Genomic DNA, 16,512 nt, shown 5'->3' with positions numbered 1-16,512 from the left:
GCCTCCCGCGGAGCTGCCGCTGGCGGCCGCCTCCCGCGGACGGCGGATCAGCCGAACGTGATCTTCTCGCGACGCTTGACCTGCGGCTTCGGCAGGCGCATCGGGCGCATCTGGATGGTGCGCATGCCGGTGTACCAGCGGATGCCGCGCTCGACGCGGTCCGCGCCGACCCTCGCGGTGATCGCGGCTCGCACGCGGCGGCCGGTGAGGTACGCGTCGACGATGGCCGCCAGCACGAACGCGTAGATCGACAGCAGGGGGATCGTGGCCATGTTGGTCGGCAGCACGAAGGTCAGCACGACGACGACGCCCATCACGGGCAGCAGCAGCTCGCCGACGCTCCAGCGGGCGTCGACGACGTCGCGGGCGTAGCGCTTCTGCGGTCCCTTGTCGCGGACGGGCAGGTACCGCTCGTCTCCCGCCGCCATGCCGGCGTTGGCCCGGGCACGCGCCTCGCGCGCCTTCTCCTTGCTCTGCTGAGCGGCGAGCTTGCGGTCCTGGGGGACGAGCGGACGCAGGTTCGCGGCCTCGCGCTCCCGGCGGGTGGGGGTGGGGCCCTTCTTCCCGTCGGCCGTCCGGCCCTCGGCGCCCGCCGGAGCGGTCGTCTCGGAGGGGGTCTCTGCGGGTGTCTGCTGCTTCGCCACGTCTCTCGTCCTTGCCTGGAGTGAATCTAAGATTACCTGCATGACGCCTCCCGACACCTCCGCAGACGCCGTGACCGCCCCGGACCAGGAGGCCGTCGACCGGCTCGCCGCGGCTGTCGCGGGCGGGTTCCCCGCCACGGTGGCCGACCTCTCCGCTCTCGTGCGCATCCCCTCGGTGTCCTGGCCGGCCTTCGACCCCACCCACGTGGCCGCCAGCGCGGACGCCGTCGCGGGACTGCTCGCCGGGCTCGGCGTCTTCGACGACGTCTCCGTCCACCGTGCCGCGACCCCGTCCGGCGACGACGGGCAGCCGGCCGTCCTCGCGACCCGGGCGCCGCGGAACGGGAAGCCCACGGTCCTCCTCTACGCGCACCACGACGTGCAGCCGCCCGGGGCGGACGAGCACTGGGATACTCCGCCGTTCGAGCCGACCCTGCGCGGCGACCGCCTGCACGGGCGCGGCGCCTCGGACGACAAGGCGGGCATCATGACGCACGTCGCGGCGATCCGCGCCCTCGTCGAGGCGGAGGGCGACGACCTCGACCTCGGCCTCGCGGTCTTCATCGAGGGGGAGGAGGAGGCCGGGTCCCGCTCCTTCTCCGACTTCCTCGCGAAGCACCACGACGCGCTGGCCGCCGACGTCATCGTCGTCGCGGACAGCGACAACTGGGACGTCGACACCCCCTCCATCACCATCGCGCTCCGCGGCAACGTCACGTTCCGCCTCACCGTCCGCACGCTCGACCACGCGTCGCACTCCGGCATGTTCGGCGGTGCCGTCCCCGACGCGATGATGGCCGCGGTCCGCCTCCTCGACTCGCTCTGGGACGCCGACGGCTCCGTCGCCGTCGCCGGCCTCTCCTCCGCGGACATGGACACCCCCGAGTACGACGACGCCCGCCTCGCCGAGGAGGCCGCGCTGCTCGAGGGCGTGTCCCCGGTGGGCACGGGCCCGATCCTGACCCGCCTCTGGGCGCAGCCCGCCATCACGGTGACGGGCATCGACGCCCCGTCGGTCGCGAACGCGAGCAACACGCTGCTGCCGGAGGTGTCGGTCCGGATCAGCGCGCGCATCGCGCCCGGCCAGACCGCGGCCGACGCGCACCGCGCCCTCGAGGCGCACATGCAGGCCCACCGTCCCTTCGGCGCGCACGTCGAGATCAGCGACGTCGACCAGGGCGATCCCTTCCTCGTCGACACGACCGGATGGGCCATGGCCGAGGCGACCGCCGCGATGACCGCCGGCTGGGGCCGCGCACCCGTGCAGGCCGGCATCGGCGGCTCGATCCCGTTCATCGCCGACCTCGTCGAGGCGTTCCCGTCCGCGCAGATCCTCGTCACCGGCGTCGAGGACCCCGACACCCGCGCGCACAGCCCGAACGAGTCGCAGCACCTGGGCGTCCTGCGGCGCGCGATCCTCAGCGAGGCGGTGCTCCTCAGCCGCATCGCCCGGCGCGGCTGAGCCGCCGGCCGACCGCGGGGATCCGTCGAGGATCCCCGCCGGACGGCGGGAACACCCGGGTGACTCCCGCGGTTGCACGACGTAGACTCCACCGGAGTCGCCCGACCGCAGATCCCATCACCCGAGGAGTGCTCATGACCGACACCACGCTGACCGAGGCCGCCCAGGCTGCCCACCGCGTCGGACTCACGGACACCGCCGCGAGCAAGGTCAAGAGCCTGCTCCGGCAAGAGGGCCGCGAGGACCTGCGCCTCCGCGTCGCCGTCCAGCCCGGCGGCTGCTCCGGCCTCATCTACCAGCTCTACTTCGACGAGCGCGAGCTCGACGGCGACGCCACGGTCGACTTCGACGGCGTTGAGGTCATCGTCGACAAGATGAGCGTCCCCTACCTCGACGGCGCGACGATCGACTTCGAGGACACCATCCAGAAGCAGGGCTTCACCATCGACAACCCCAACGCCGGCGGCTCGTGCGCCTGCGGCGACTCGTTCCACTGACACATGCAGCGGTAAGCGATCCGGCCCGGTAAACCGGGCTTCGAGCAGGGAGTCGTCCTTCGGGCGGCTCCCTGTCGCGTAGGGTGGAACCCGTCACATCCGGTTCTTCGAAGGGTCTGCACGTGCGCTTCACTCGCCGTCAACGTTGGCTGACGATCCCCGTCGCCATAGGCATCTCGGTACTCCTCGCGGGGTGCACGCAGCAGCAGCTCCAGGGCTTCCTCCCCACCGAGCCGGGCACCACGAACCACGTCGACTCGGTCATCGGCCTCTGGGTCACGGCCTGGATCGTCCTCCTCGCGGTGGGCGTGCTCACCTGGGGCCTCACCATCTGGGCAGCGGTCGTCTACCGCCGCCGCAAGGGCCAGACCGGCCTACCGGTGCAGATGCGCTACAACATGCCGATCGAGATCTTCTACACGATCGTGCCCCTCATCCTCGTGCTCGGCTTCTTCGCCTTCACCGCCAAGGACCAGGCCGCCATCGAGGCGCGCTTCGACAAGCCCGAGGTCAAGGTCCAGGTCTTCGGCAAGCAGTGGGCGTGGGACTTCAACTACCTCGGCGGCCAGACCGAGGCCGGCCAGACCCTCGAGGGCGGCGCCTACGAGCAGGGCGTCCAGGCCGTCGAGGCCGAGAACGGCCCGCAGGGCGCCGTCGACAAGGCCAAGCTCCCCACGCTCTACCTGCCGGTCAACACCAAGGTCGAGCTGGAGCTCAACACGCGCGACACGCTGCACTCCTTCTGGGTGGTGGACTTCCTCTACAAGAAGGACCTCATCTCCGGCAAGACGAACTACATGTCGTTCATCCCGCAGAGGATCGGCACCTACAACGGCGACTGCGCCGAGCTCTGCGGCGAGTACCACTCCCTCATGCTGTTCCAGGTGAAGGTCGTGTCCATCGAGGACTACAACGCCTACATCGAGAAGCAGAAGGCGGCCGGGTTCGCAGGAGACCTCGGCAAGGACTACGACCGCCTGCAGAACCTCCCCGGCACCGAGGTGCCGGCCACCACCGAGTCGTCCGAAGAGTAGGGCAGCAGAAACGTGACATCGACCCTCAACCGTCCCACCGCGATCCCCGCGGGTCAGGCGAAGGTCCTCGACGGCAACGGCAAGGCCGAACGCCGGGGCAACGTCGTGGTCAACTGGATCACCTCCACCGACCACAAGACGATCGGGTACCTGTACCTGATCACCTCGTTCCTCTACTTCTGCCTCGGCGGGGTCATGGCGCTCGTCATCCGCGCCCAGCTGTTCGAGCCGGGTCTGCACGTGGTGGAGACGAAGGAGCAGTACAACCAGCTCTTCACCATGCACGGCACGATCATGCTGCTCATGTTCGCGACGCCGCTCTTCGCCGGCTTCGCCAACGTGCTCATGCCGCTGCAGATCGGCGCCCCGGACGTCGCGTTCCCGCGCCTCAACGCGTTCGCGTACTGGCTGTTCAACTTCGGCTCGCTCATCGCGGTCGCCGGCTTCCTCACCCCGGCCGGTGCCGCCTCGTTCGGATGGTTCGCGTACGCGCCGCTGTCGAGCACGACCTTCTCACCGGGGTTGGGAGGCAATCTGTGGGTGATGGGGCTCGCGCTCAGCGGCTTCGGCACCATCCTCGGGGCGGTCAACTTCGTGACGACCATCATCACCATGCGCGCCCCCGGCATGACCATGTTCCGGATGCCCATCTTCACGTGGAACATCCTGGTGACGTCGATCCTCGTGCTGATGGCGTTCCCGGTGCTCGCCGCCGCGCTGTTCGGCCTCGGCGCCGACCGGATCTTCGACGCGCACATCTACGACCCCGCCAACGGCGGCGCCATCCTGTGGCAGCACCTGTTCTGGTTCTTCGGCCACCCCGAGGTGTACATCATCGCGCTGCCGTTCTTCGGCATCGTGTCCGAGGTATTCCCGGTCTTCAGCCGCAAGCCGATCTTCGGGTACAAGACGCTCGTGTACGCCACCATCTCCATCGCGGCCCTCTCGGTCACGGTGTGGGCGCACCACATGTACGTCACCGGATCCGTACTGCTGCCGTTCTTCTCGCTCATGACCATGCTCATCGCGGTGCCCACCGGCGTGAAGATCTTCAACTGGATCGGCACGATGTGGCGCGGCTCGGTCACGTTCGAGACGCCCATGCTGTGGGCCATCGGCTTCCTCATCACGTTCACGTTCGGCGGTCTCACCGGCGTGATCCTGGCGTCGCCGCCGCTCGACTTCCACGTCTCGGACACGTACTTCGTCGTCGCGCACTTCCACTACGTGGTCTTCGGCACCGTCGTGTTCGCCATGTTCTCCGGCTTCTACTTCTGGTGGCCCAAGTGGACGGGCACGATGCTCAACGAGCGTCTCGGCAAGGTCCACTTCTGGCTGCTGTTCATCGGCTTCCACACCACGTTCCTCATCCAGCACTGGTTGGGCGTCATGGGAATGCCGCGTCGGTACGCGACCTACCAGCCCGAGGACGACTTCACCTGGATGAACCAGCTGTCGACCATCGGCGCAGGCATCCTCGCGCTGTCGATGATCCCGTTCTTCCTGAACGTGTGGATCACGGCCCGCACCGCGCCGCGCGTGACGGTCAACGACCCGTGGGGCTACGGCCGCTCGCTCGAGTGGGCCACGTCCTGCCCGCCGCCGCGGCACAACTTCACGTCCATCCCGCGCATCCGCTCCGAGGCCCCGGCCTTCGACCTGAACCACCCGGAAGCCGGCATCCCCGTCGGCATCGGGCCGGCCAAGGACGCTCCGGATGCCGCGACCTACGACATCTCCAGCGACAAGGTGAAGTGACGTGCGCGCCAATAGGAACCTCTTCTACATCCTCGCGGTCTTCTTCGTCCTCGCGGCGGCCGCGTACACGATCTGGCACCTCATCGACCAGAACACGGTCGAGTGGGTCGGGACGCTGGCCATCGCGCTCTCGGGCGTCCTGGCCGCGTTCATCGGCTTCTTCGTGGCTCGGCTCTACGCCGCGCAGAACGGGGAGCTCCCGGAGGACCGCAGCGACGCCAACGTCGATGACGGCGATCCGGAGCTCGGCTTCTTCAGCCCGTGGAGCTGGTGGCCGGTGATCCTCGCGGCCGGTGCGGCGTCCGTGTTCCTCGGCCTCGCCGTCGGCATCTGGATCGCGATCATCGGCGGTGGGCTCGCGATCATCGCGCTCGTGGGCTGGACCTACGAGTACTACCGCGGCTACTTCGCCCGCTGATCCGATGGTCGACATCCGGCACGCCCTGGCCTCCGACGGAGACGCCGTCTTCGCCCTGTGCCAGCAGCTCGACATGATCAACGCCCCGGCGACCAGGGACGACTTCGACGTCACGTTCTTCCACATCCTCCGGGCGAACAAGGACGTCGGTCGCGACGTGCTCCTGGTCGCCGAGGATGCCGGCCGCGTCGTCGGATACGCGTACCTCGTCGTCAGCCGTCTGCTCTACGCCGGTGGCCTCAGCGCGCACCTCGAGGAGCTCGTCGTCGACGGGGAGGCGCGGAGCTCCGGCACGGGTTCGGCCCTGGTCCGAGCGGTCGAGCGCCTCTGCGGCGATCGTGGCGTCGGGCAGATCACGATGAGCACGCGACGCGCCGGCGAGTTCTACAAGCGGCTCGGCTACGAGCGGACGGCGGAGTTCTACAAGAAGCTGCTTCGCTGAGCTGGTGAGGCGCTGACGCTGAAGATGCCCGGGCCGCGACTGCGGTCCCGAGCGTCTCGCGTTCCGGCCCGTCTGCGGTCGTTCCGAGCCGGAGGACATGTCGGGGGATCGAGCAGCGGACGCACGGATCCCGTGAGTCGCGTCGACGCGCACGTATCGGAGGCAGCAGGGAGCGTCGGGCGTCCGCCCTGAGTGCGGATGAGATCCGCGTGCGATGGGCGGAGAGCTCAGCTGCTCCAGGCGTTCCGCCGTCCGGCGGACGGCGACCTCCTCCGGCCGGCGTGGGGCATCCAGGGGCCGATCGTGCGTGGCGCGCGGCCCGAGGTCCCGTACGGAGGCGGACGTCGTCCCCGAGCATCGCAGTCCAGCCCGCCGGGCCCGCATCCGCCAGTGGCCACGCCGCGAGGTGATGACCGTCGAGCCCGTGAAAGCTGACCTGGCGGGGATCCTCCACCTCGGGGAGTCGGGGGATAGCCGACGGGAGCCGCGGCGCGTGGCGACCGGACGTGAGCTCCCGGCACGGGCCGCCGTCAGGCCGGGCCCTGGATGTCGCACCGTCGCATCAGATGGATCGTCACGTCGAGGGTGACGGGGGACGAGGCGGCCTCTAGAAGGGGCGGGGATCCGTCGCGCGGATCGCGGTGGTGCGCTGACGGCCCCATCCCGAGGAGGCGATCGACGTCGTCGGCGCCCAGCACGAGGTCGTGGCGGATGAGGGTCTCGGACAGGGGTTCGAAGAGCGGCGCGGCCGAGGCCAGTATCCGCTCGCGCTTGTCGGCCTGGATCCCGACCGCGCGGCCGGCCTCGCGCAGCTGACGGAGGTGCTCGGGTCCCGGCGCGACGATCAGGAGGAGGCCGTCGCGCACCAGGACCCGGTGGAAGTCGCGCATGTTCCGAGGGGCGAACACGTCGAGCAGGAGATCCGCGACACCGTCCCGGACGGGCAGACCCGCCCAGGTGTCGGCGACGAGCCCGTCGACGTCGTGCCGACCGCGCACTGCCGCACGCACGGCGTCGACCGACAGGTCCGCGGCGAGACCGTGCGCGGACGGCACGCGGTCGAGGAGGGTGCGCAGGTAGTGGCCCGTCCCGCACCCGGCGTCGAGGATCCGTCGGGGACCGCTCTCGCACCGCGCCGTGTCGCGGCCGAGGTCGAGCGCGTCCGCGATCCCGTCGGAGATGGGGGAGTAGTGCCCGCCCTCGAGGAAGCGGTCGCGCGCGGACAGCATGTCGGCGGTGTCACCGGTGACGCGCGTTCCGGCCGGCAGGAGGGAGGCGTAGCCGCGCTTGTTCGCATCGAAGGCGTGCCCGTTCGCGCAGCGGAGGGCCAGGGGAGGCACGGCCGTCAGGTCCTCGCGGCACATCGGGCAGCGGAGCCAGGCAGCGAGACGATCGAGATCCACGGGCGCTCCTCGAGGCGGACGGCTGTGACGCGTGACAGGGGTCGTGCGTCGGGCGATGGGGCCGTGGACGCACGAGAGCCGATCCGGCGTGATGCCGGACCGGCTCTCGGTCGTGCCCGGGATCAATCCGAGCGGGTGCTGCTAGTGGTGGTCGCCGTGGCTGCGCTCGACGTCCTTGGTGGTGACCGGGGAGATGCGGTCCTCGAAGAACCACTTCGACAGCGCCGCGCGGGCCCGCTGGTTGACCGTGATGCGTCCACGGCTGTCCGGGCGGATCATGAGCGGCTTGTAGTCGTCGAAGCTCACCAGGCGCCAGCGCTCGTACTCGTCGAGCTGTTCGTGCACCTCGATGAATTCCCCGCCGGGGAGCTTCACGATGCGGCCCGACTCGACCCCGTGGAGGGCGATCTCGCGGTCCTTCTTCATGAGCGCCAGGCAGATGCGCTTCGTGACCTGGTAGGCGATGACCGGTCCGAGGATCAGGAGCGCCTGCAGGGTGTGGATGACACCCTCCATCGACACCTTGAAGTGCGTGGCGATGAGGTCGGAGCTCGCGGCAGACCAGAGGACCGCGTAGAACGTGACGCCGGCGGCGCCGATCGCGGTGCGCGTCGGGGCGTTGCGCGGACGGTCGAGGATGTGGTGCTCGCGCTTGTCGCCCGTGATCCACGCCTCGATGAAGGGGTAGAGCGCGACGAGCACGATGAACAGGCCCAGGACCGTGATGGGCAGGATGATGTTGAACGAGAACGTGTGGTCGAACAGCACGAACTCGAGTCCCGGCGGGACGAGGCGCAGGGCGCCGTCCGCGAAGCCGATGTACCAGTCGGGCTGCGTTCCCGCGGACACCGGTGACGGGTCGTAGGGCCCGTAGTTCCAGATCGGGTTGATGGTGAAGAACGACGCCATGACCACGATCACGCCGAAGACGACGAAGAAGAAGCCGCCGGCCTTGGCCGCGAAGGTCGGGAGGACCGGCACACCGACCACGTTCTCGTTCGTGCGGCCGGGACCGGCGAACTGGGTGTGCTTGTGCACGACCACGAACAGGAGGTGGAGCGCGAGGAACGCGACGAGGATCGCGGGCAGCAGCAGGATGTGCAGCGTGTACAGCCTCGGGATGATGTGCGTGCCCGGGAACTCGCCGCCGAAGAGGAGGAACGAGATCCACGTGCCGATCACCGGGATGCCCTTGACCATGCCGTCGATGATCCGCAGGCCGTTGCCGGAGAGCAGGTCGTCGGGGAGCGAGTAGCCCGTGAAGCCCTCGGCCATCGCCAGGATGAACAGGACGAAGCCGATGAACCAGTTGAGCTCGCGCGGCTTGCGGAACGCACCGGTGAAGTAGATGCGCAGCATGTGCAGGCCGATGGAGGCGACGAAGAGCAGCGCCGCCCAGTGGTGGATCTGCCGCATGAGCAGGCCGCCGCGGATGTCGAACGAGATGTCGAGCGACGACGACATGGCGACGGACATCTCGACGCCCTTGAGGGGCGCGTAGGAGCCGGCGTAGTGCGTCTCCGCCATGGAGGGGTTGAAGAAGAACGTCAGCCACGTGCCCGTGAGCAGGATGACGACGAAGCTGTACAGCGCCACCTCGCCGAGCATGAAGGACCAGTGGTCCGGGAAGATCTTGCGCCCGAACTCCTTGACGGCGACGCTGACGCTGGTGCGCTCGTCGAGGTAGGTGGCGGCGGCGGCGGTGAGGCCGCCCCCGCTCGTGGCGGCGGGCGCGGCGGCACCCGTCGTGGTCGGATCAGCTGTTGTAGTCACCACGACGCTCCCAGAAACTCGCCCCTACGGGCTCGGTGAAATCACTCTGTGCAATGAGGTAGCCCTCGTCGTTGACGGCGATGGGCAGTTGCGGCAGGGGCCGCTTGGCAGGTCCGAAGATGACCTCGCAGTGGTTGGTCACGTCGAACTGGGACTGGTGGCAGGGGCAGAGCAGATGGTGGGTCTGCTGCTCGTAGAGCGCCACCGGGCATCCCACGTGCGTGCAGACCTTGGAGTAGGCGACGATGCCGTCGTACGACCAGCCCTTGCGCTCCGGCAGCTCGACCAGGTCTTCGGGACGCAGGCGCATGAGCAGCACCGCGGCCTTGGCCTTCTCCTCGAGCTTGCCCTCCTCCAGGTCCATGAGGGACGCGGGGATGACGTGGAACGCGGAGCCGATGGTGACGTCGGACGCCTTGATTGGCGTGCCGGACGGATCGCGCGTGAGGACCTCGCCGGCCTTCCACATCGTGTGGCTGAGGGCGGAGGCGGGCTCCTCGGCGCTGCCCGGGTAGAGGTCGCGGAACAGCACGACCGCGGGGAGCGGGAAGGCCACGAGGGCGCCGATGAGGCTGTTGCGGATGAGCGAGCGGCGACCGAAGCCGGACTCCTCATTCGCCTGGGCGAAGATCTCGACGGCGCGCGCCTGCGTGGCGGGGGAGCCGCCCTGCGGGTGCCGCTCGTCGATCAGCTCGTGGTCGCTCATGAGCGCCTTCGACCAGTGGATCGCGCCGATGCCCAGGCTGAGCAGCGCCAGGGCGATGCCGATGCCGAGGAACAGGTTGTTGAGCCGCACGCTGCCCGGGTCGTCCGCGTAGATCGGGAAGCCGAAGTAGGCGCCGATGGCGAAGACGCTGCCGACGATGGACAGGTAGAACCAGGTGTAGACGACGCGCTCGGCCGTCTGCGCCTTCTTCGGGTCCTTGTCGGTGACGCGGAGGCGGTGCTCCGGGAAGCCGGGGTTCTGGAACGCGTCGCGCGTGGCGACGGCGGTGCCGCCCGGGAGGACGACGTCACGGCCCGCGGACTCGAGCTCGCCGGCGTCGTAGCCCGCGGGGACGACGCCCGACTCGTCCTTATCGTCGTGTGCCATGTGCGTGCCTCTCGTGTGTTCTGGTGCGGTTCATCGATGCGGGCGTCAGTTGGACTTGGCGGTGAGCCACACGGTCAGGGCGACGATGCCGCCGAGGCCGAAGATCCACATGAAGAGCCCCTCGGAGACCGGGCCGAGCCCGCCGAGGTCGGCGCCGCCGACGTTGCTGTTCTGCTCGATGTACTGGAGCGACGTGATGATGTCGCGCTTGTCCTCGGGGGAGATGTTCGTGTCGTTGAAGACCGGCATGTTCTGCGGGCCGGTGACCATGGCCTCGTAGATGTGCACCGGGTCCACGCCCTTGAGGCTCGGGGCGAACTTCGCCTCGGTGAGGGCGCCTCCGGCCCCCGCCACGTTGTGGCACATGGCGCAGTTGATGCGGAAGAGCTCGGCGCCGTTCGCGGGGTCGCCCTGCCCGTCGAGGTACTGGCTCGCCGGGATCGCAGGTCCGGGGGCGAGCGACGCGACGTAGGCGGCGAGCTCCTTGACCTGGTCGTCCGTGAACTGCGTCGGCTTCTCCTCCGCCTGGACCGTGGTGGCCTGGAGGGGCATGCGACCCGTGCCGACCTGGAAGTCGACCGACGCGGCGCCGACGCCGATGAGGCTCGGGGCGACGCCCGTGCCCGTGGCGTCCATGCCGTGGCAGGTGGCGCAGTTCGAGCCGAAGAGCTTCTGGCCCTCGTCGATGGTCTGCGCGCTCTTGAGGTCGACCTGGGCCGAGGCGGTGCCCGTCTGGATCAGTGCGTAGGCCCCGCCCGTGAAGAGCAGGCCGATGGCGAGGAGGGCGACGGTGGTCAGGGGGCTGCGGCGGCCGGTGCGGCGGGCGCGTGCTGTCGTGGTGCTCATGCTGTGGTTGTTGCTCCCGCTCGGTGCTATTTGAGGACGTAGATGACCAGGAAGAGCCCGATCCAGACCACGTCGACGAAGTGCCAGTAGTAGGACACGACGATGGCGCTCGTCGCCTCCCTGTGCCCCATCGACCGGACAGCGAAGATGCGCCCGATGACGAGGAGGAAGGCGATGAGACCGCCCGTGACGTGGAGGCCGTGGAAGCCCGTGGTCATGTAGAACGCCGAGCCGTAGGCATTGCTGCTGAGCGTGATTCCCTCGGTGACGAGGGTGGCGTACTCGAAGATCTGGCCGACGACGAAGATGGCGCCGAGGGCGTAGGTGAGGAAGAACCACTCGACCGTGCCCCACTGGCTGGGCTTCCATCCGGTGGCCCGCGCCTGCAGGCGCTCCGCCGCGAAGACGCCGAACTGGCAGGTGAACGAGCTCGACACGAGGATGAGGGTGTTCACCAGCGAGAAGGGCACGTTGAGGCGGCCTGCCTCGAACTCCCAGAGGGCGCCGGACGTGGAGCGGAGGGTGAAGTAGATCGCGAAGAGGCCCGCGAAGAACATCACCTCGCTGCCGAGCCACACGATGGTGCCGACGGCGACCGTGTTCGGCCGGTTCACCACCGGCGCGGTGGATGCAGGGGAGATTGAGGTGGTCGTCACAGGTTCCATTATGACCCAGGCCGACGACACCCGACGCCCACCCGGGCCGCCCGTGAGATCCGATCCAGCCTCTCGTTAGGCTGATCCGCATGCCCTCCGCCCCCACATGGCCCGCGCTCATCACCGCCCTGATCGAGGGGGGCCACCTGTCCGTCGCGGAGTCGACGTGGGCGATGCGCCAGGTGATGCGGGGCGAGGCCACGCCCGCCCAGCTGGGGGGGCTGCTGGTGGCGCTCCGCGCGGCCGGCGAGACGGTCGACGAGATCGTCGGGTTCCGGGACGCGGTGCTCGAGGAGGCCCTGCCGCTCGACGCGGATCCGCGTGCCCTCGACATCGTGGGCACGGGAGGGGACCCTTACGGCGCGGTCCTCAACATCTCCTCGGTCGCCGCCGTGATCGCCGCCTCCGCGGGCGTCCCCGTCATCAAGCACGGCAACCGCGGGGCGAGCTCGGCCTCGGGCGCCTCCGACGTGCTGACGGCCCTCGGCGTCGACCTCACGATCACGCCCGAGCGCGTGGGGGAGGTGCTCCGCGAGACGGGCATCACCTACGCCCACGCGGCGCTCTTCCACCCCGGGTTCCGCCACGCCGCCGCGACGCGACGCGAGCTCGGCATCTCCACGCTCTTCAACGTGCTGGGGCCGCTCTGCAACCCGGCGCGGCCGGAGGCGTCCGCCGTCGGCGTGGCGGACCTGACCCGCGTGCCGCTCCTCGTCGGCGTGTTCCGCACCCGGGGGGCGACGGCGCTCGTGTTCCGGGGTGACGACGGGATCGACAAGCTGACCACCACGGGCCACAGCCACATCTGGGAGGTCAGCCGCGGAGCCGTGGTCGAGCACGATCTCGACCCGCTCGAGCTCGGCATCCCGCGCGCGCCCATCGAGGCGCTCCTCGGTGAGGGGATAGAGGAGAACGCCGCCGTCATCCGACGGGTGCTCGCGGGGGAGCCGGGTCCGCAGCGCGACGTCGTGCTGCTCAACGCGGCGGCGGGGCTCGAGGCCTTCGACCTCATGGGCGATCCCACGCGCGTGCAGCAGCCCATGGCGCAGCGGCTCCGCGAGAAGCTCGTCGTCGCCGCCGACGCCGTGGACTCGGGCCTGGCGGCCGCCAAGCTCGGGGAGTGGGCGGCCGCGACCCGCGCCTGATCCGCCCGCGACCGGCGATGTCGCGGGCACGGCGGATGATGGTCGCATGTGCGGGAGATTCGTGGTGGCGCGGGCGACGGGCGACCTCGTCGGGGACTGGGCGGTCGACGACGTGGAAGGCGACGACCCGCCGGCGTCGTGGAACGTGGCGCCGACCACGGAGGTGCGTCTGATTGCCGATCGCCGGCCGCGCGCGGACGCCGACGGCGGCACCCGCCGCGTGCTCGCCAGCGCGAGGTGGGGGATCGTGCCCCCGTGGGCCCGGTCGCCGCAGGGCCCGCCGCTCATCAACGCCCGGGTCGAGACCGTGACGGAGAAGCCCGCCTTCCGGAAGGCCGTGCTCGCACGGCGCGCGATCGTGCCGGCCGACGGGTACTACGAGTGGCAGGCGACCGCCGAGGGGAAGCTGCCGGTGTACCTGCATGCCGAGGACGAGGGTCCCCTCGCCTTCGCCGCCGTGTACGAGCACTGGCGCGACCCCGCGGTGGCCGACGGGCAGCCCGGCGCGTGGCTGCGGAGCCTCGCGATCCTCACGTCCGCCGCGAGCGACGCGCTCGGGCGCATCCACGACCGCACGCCGGTGATCGTCCCGCGCGACCGGCTGGACGACTGGCTCGACGTCGGGACGGCGGCGGTCGACGACGTGCGGCACCTGCTCGCGTCGCTGCCCGAGCCGCGCCTCGTGCCGCGCCGGGTCTCCACCCGGGTCAACAGCGTCCGGAACGACGGGCGGGACCTGATCGCGCCGGTGGACGACGTCCCCGCGGGCGGCGGGCAGCCGACGCTCCTCTGAGCGCGCGGGCGGCCGATGCCCGTCGCCGGTGCCCGGGGGACGCCGCACGCCCCGTCACCGAGGGGCGACGGGGCGTGCGGATCGTGCGGGTGCGGCCTACTGCACGTCGTCGTCGACCCAGTCGAAGGTCTTCGTGACGGCCTTCTTCCAGAGGCGCAGCTGACGCTCGCGCTCGGCGTCGTCCATGTCGGGCGTCCAGCGGCTGTCCTCCTGCCAGTTGCTGCGCAGGTCGTCGAGGTCCTTCCAGAACCCGACCGCGAGGCCGGCCGCGTACGCGGCGCCGAGCGCGGTGGTCTCCGCGACGACGGGGCGGACGACGGGCACGCCGAGGATGTCGGCCTGGAACTGCATGAGCAGGTTGTTGGCGATCATGCCGCCGTCGACCTTGAGCTCGGTGAGGTCGACGCCCGAGTCGGCGTTGACCGCATCCAGCACCTCGCGCGTCTGGAACGCGGTGGCCTCCAGCGCGGCCCGGGCGATGTGGCCCTTGTTCACGTAGCGCGTGAGGCCGACGAGCGCGCCCCGCGCGTCCGAGCGCCAGTACGGCGCGAACAGGCCCGAGAACGCGGGCACGAAGTACACCCCGCCGTTGTCCTCGACCGTGGCGGCGAGGGTCTCGATCTCCGCGGCGCTCGACACGAGGCCGAGGTTGTCGCGCATCCACTGCACGAGCGAGCCCGTGACCGCGATGGATCCCTCCAGCGCGTAGTGCGGCTCCGCGTCGCCCAGCTTGTAGCCGAGCGTCGTGAGGAGGCCGTTCTGCGAGTGGATGATGTCGGTGCCGGTGTTGAAGATCAGGAAGTTGCCGGTGCCGTACGTGTTCTTCGACTCGCCCTGGTCGAACGCGGCCTGGCCGAACGTGGCCGCCTGCTGGTCGCCGAGGATGCCCGCGATGGGCACCTCGCGGAGGAGGCTCGAGGACTCGACCTGGCCGTAGACCTCGGAGGAGCTCTTGATCTCGGGGAGCATCGAGCGCGGCACGTCGAAGGCCTCCAGGATCCCGTCGTCCCACTGCAGGGTCTCGAGGTCCATGAAGAGCGTGCGGGAGGCGTTGGTCACGTCGGTGACGTGGACGCCGCCGTCGGTGCCGCCCGTGAGGTTCCAGAGGACCCAGGTGTCGGTCGTGCCGAACATCAGCTCGCCGGCATCGGCCTTCGCGCGCGCGCCCTCGACGTTCTCCAGGATCCAGACGATCTTGGTGCCGGAGAAGTAGGTGGCGAGCGGCAGCCCGACGGTGGGCTTGAAGCGCTCGACGCCGCCGTCGGCCGCGAGCCGGTCGACGATCTTCTGCGTGCGGGTGTCCTGCCAGACGATGGCGTTGTATACGGGCTTGCCCGTGGTGCGGTCCCACACGACGGCGGTCTCGCGCTGGTTGGTGATGCCCACGGCCTCGACGTCGTGGCGGGTGATGTCGGCCTTGGACAGCGCCTGGCCGATGACCTCGCGCGTGTTGCGCCAGATCTCCATCGGGTCGTGCTCGACCCAGCCGGCGCGGGGGAAGATCTGCTCGTGCTCGAGCTGGCCGGTGGACACGATGGACCCGGCGTGGTCGAACACGATGGCGCGCGTGCTGGTGGTGCCCTGGTCGATGGCGACGATGTACTTCTCGCTCATGTGGTCTCTCCTGTGGGGTTCGGGGTTCTAGATGATGGGGAGCAGCGCGTAGGACGCGAGGCCGGCGAGCAGGCCGCCGATGGCCGGGCCCACGACGGGGACCCAGGCGTAGGACCAGTCGCTCGGGCCCTTGCCCTTGATGGGGAGGATCGCGTGCGCGATGCGGGGGCCGAGGTCGCGGGCCGGGTTGATGGCGTAGCCGGTCGGTCCGCCGAGGGACGCGCCGATGCCGACCACGAGGAGGGCGACGGGGATGGCGCCGAGCGCCGAGAGGCCGGCGGGGGTGGCCGCGGACGCGTCGGGGTGGTTCGCGAGACTGAAGCCGAGGATCACGATGACCAGCACGAACGTGCCGATGATCTCCGTGACGAGGTTCCAGCCGTAGTTGCGGATGGACGGGCCGGTCGAGAAGACGCCGAGCTTGGTGGCCGCGTCGGGCTCCTCGTCGAAGTGCTGCTTGTAGGCGAGCCAGCAGAAGACGGCGCCGATGATGGCGCCCACCATCTGGGCGAGGATGTAGACGGGGACGCTCGCGACGTCCTCGATCTTGCCGGCGGCGAGGAGGCCCAGCGTCACGGCCGGGTTGAGGTGCGCGCCGGACGCGTACGAGACGGTCACACCGGCGAAGACCGCGAGGCCCCAGCCGAAGTTGACCATGAGGGTGCCTCCGGCGAGGCCCTTCGACTTGATGAGCGCGACGTTCGCCACGACTCCGCATCCCAGGAGGACGAGGAGGGCGGTGCCCACCGTCTCCGACAGGAATATCGTTCTGAGTTGATCCACTGAGTGGTGCTCCGATCGTTCGTCGAGGCGCGGGTACGACCTCTGCCGCATCATCGCGGTCCCTCCAATCTAATGCCGGGGCAGCCGGTGGCCCGTCCCCGCCTGGCCGCTCCGCGACGCGCTTCCGGCCGCTCCGCCGGCACCGGTGCCG

General features: G+C 69.9%; 16 protein-coding genes. 8 read left to right on the top strand and 8 right to left on the bottom strand.

Annotation, left to right across the window (positions count from 1 at the left end; genetic code table 11):
- Positions 1-47: 47 nt before the first annotated feature.
- Positions 48-644, bottom strand: coding sequence for a DUF3043 domain-containing protein (locus tag ACU4ZT_RS09740; RefSeq protein ID WP_445337081.1), 597 nt, complete (start codon positions 642-644; stop codon positions 48-50).
- A gap of 40 nt (positions 645-684) precedes the next feature.
- Here ACU4ZT_RS09740 and ACU4ZT_RS09735 point away from each other — a divergent pair, with 40 nt between their 5' ends.
- From ACU4ZT_RS09735 to ACU4ZT_RS09710, 6 genes are all read left to right on the top strand, one after another.
- Positions 685-2,106: a dipeptidase gene (locus tag ACU4ZT_RS09735; RefSeq protein WP_063071138.1), complete on the top strand. Its 1,422-nt coding sequence runs from the start codon at positions 685-687 to the stop codon at positions 2,104-2,106.
- Between the two features lie 134 nt (positions 2,107-2,240).
- The gene (erpA, locus tag ACU4ZT_RS09730; RefSeq protein ID WP_414763428.1) at positions 2,241-2,603 is read left to right on the top strand and encodes an iron-sulfur cluster insertion protein ErpA; all 363 of its coding nucleotides are present in this window, start codon (positions 2,241-2,243) and stop codon (positions 2,601-2,603) included.
- Positions 2,604-2,725: 122 nt separating this feature from the next.
- On the top strand, positions 2,726-3,637 hold the full coding sequence (gene ctaC / locus ACU4ZT_RS09725) for an aa3-type cytochrome oxidase subunit II (protein ID WP_063071139.1): 912 nt from the start codon (positions 2,726-2,728) through the stop codon (positions 3,635-3,637).
- A gap of 12 nt (positions 3,638-3,649) precedes the next feature.
- The gene (gene ctaD / locus ACU4ZT_RS09720; protein ID WP_175345470.1) at positions 3,650-5,395 is read left to right on the top strand and encodes an aa3-type cytochrome oxidase subunit I; all 1,746 of its coding nucleotides are present in this window, start codon (positions 3,650-3,652) and stop codon (positions 5,393-5,395) included.
- 1 nt (position 5,396) lies between these two features.
- Positions 5,397-5,813 (top strand): cytochrome c oxidase subunit 4, encoded by a 417-nt coding sequence (locus ACU4ZT_RS09715; protein WP_063071140.1) that lies wholly within the window; start codon positions 5,397-5,399, stop codon positions 5,811-5,813.
- Between the two features lie 4 nt (positions 5,814-5,817).
- Positions 5,818-6,255, top strand: coding sequence for a GNAT family N-acetyltransferase (locus ACU4ZT_RS09710; protein WP_063071141.1), 438 nt, complete (start codon positions 5,818-5,820; stop codon positions 6,253-6,255).
- A 530-nt stretch (positions 6,256-6,785) separates the two neighbouring features.
- Here ACU4ZT_RS09710 and ACU4ZT_RS09705 read toward each other — a convergent pair.
- From ACU4ZT_RS09705 to ctaE, 5 genes are all read right to left on the bottom strand, one after another.
- Positions 6,786-7,658, bottom strand: a complete 873-nt coding sequence (locus ACU4ZT_RS09705) for a putative RNA methyltransferase (RefSeq protein WP_445337080.1) — start codon at positions 7,656-7,658, stop codon at positions 6,786-6,788.
- A gap of 141 nt (positions 7,659-7,799) precedes the next feature.
- A complete protein-coding gene (qcrB, locus tag ACU4ZT_RS09700; protein ID WP_063071187.1) occupies positions 7,800-9,431 on the bottom strand; it encodes a cytochrome bc1 complex cytochrome b subunit in 1,632 nt (543 codons plus the stop codon).
- Entirely contained in the window at positions 9,415-10,524 is a 1,110-nt protein-coding gene (gene qcrA / locus ACU4ZT_RS09695; RefSeq protein WP_063071143.1) for a cytochrome bc1 complex Rieske iron-sulfur subunit, read from the bottom strand. Before qcrA ends, qcrB begins: the two co-directional genes overlap by 17 nt.
- Before the next feature lie 45 nt (positions 10,525-10,569).
- Positions 10,570-11,370 carry a cytochrome bc1 complex diheme cytochrome c subunit gene (gene qcrC, locus ACU4ZT_RS09690; protein ID WP_063071144.1) on the bottom strand — a complete coding sequence of 267 codons (801 nt, stop codon included), beginning with the start codon at positions 11,368-11,370 and terminating at the stop codon, positions 10,570-10,572.
- Between the two features lie 26 nt (positions 11,371-11,396).
- Positions 11,397-12,035, bottom strand: a complete 639-nt coding sequence (gene ctaE / locus ACU4ZT_RS09685; protein WP_081001874.1) for an aa3-type cytochrome oxidase subunit III — start codon at positions 12,033-12,035, stop codon at positions 11,397-11,399.
- Positions 12,036-12,115: 80 nt separating this feature from the next.
- Between ctaE and trpD the strand changes: the two genes are divergently transcribed.
- Together trpD and ACU4ZT_RS09675 are read left to right on the top strand one after the other, a co-directional pair.
- Complete coding sequence (trpD, locus tag ACU4ZT_RS09680; RefSeq protein ID WP_270981743.1) at positions 12,116-13,171, top strand: anthranilate phosphoribosyltransferase; 1,056 nt, start codon at positions 12,116-12,118, stop codon at positions 13,169-13,171.
- 46 nt (positions 13,172-13,217) lie between these two features.
- On the top strand, positions 13,218-13,964 hold the full coding sequence (locus ACU4ZT_RS09675) for an SOS response-associated peptidase (RefSeq protein WP_270981744.1): 747 nt from the start codon (positions 13,218-13,220) through the stop codon (positions 13,962-13,964).
- Positions 13,965-14,060: 96 nt separating this feature from the next.
- Here the strand turns inward: ACU4ZT_RS09675 and glpK are convergent, their stop codons facing one another.
- Together glpK and ACU4ZT_RS09665 are read right to left on the bottom strand one after the other, a co-directional pair.
- A complete protein-coding gene (gene glpK / locus ACU4ZT_RS09670; RefSeq protein ID WP_063071147.1) occupies positions 14,061-15,578 on the bottom strand; it encodes a glycerol kinase GlpK in 1,518 nt (505 codons plus the stop codon).
- A 27-nt stretch (positions 15,579-15,605) separates the two neighbouring features.
- Positions 15,606-16,412 carry an MIP/aquaporin family protein gene (locus ACU4ZT_RS09665; protein ID WP_414146347.1) on the bottom strand — a complete coding sequence of 269 codons (807 nt, stop codon included), beginning with the start codon at positions 16,410-16,412 and terminating at the stop codon, positions 15,606-15,608.
- Between the last annotated feature and the right edge of the window lie 100 nt (positions 16,413-16,512).

The organism is Clavibacter davisi, assembly GCF_052751415.1.
Note: the sequence above shows the minus strand (reverse complement) of the source record. Positions and strands in the feature narration are given on the sequence as shown.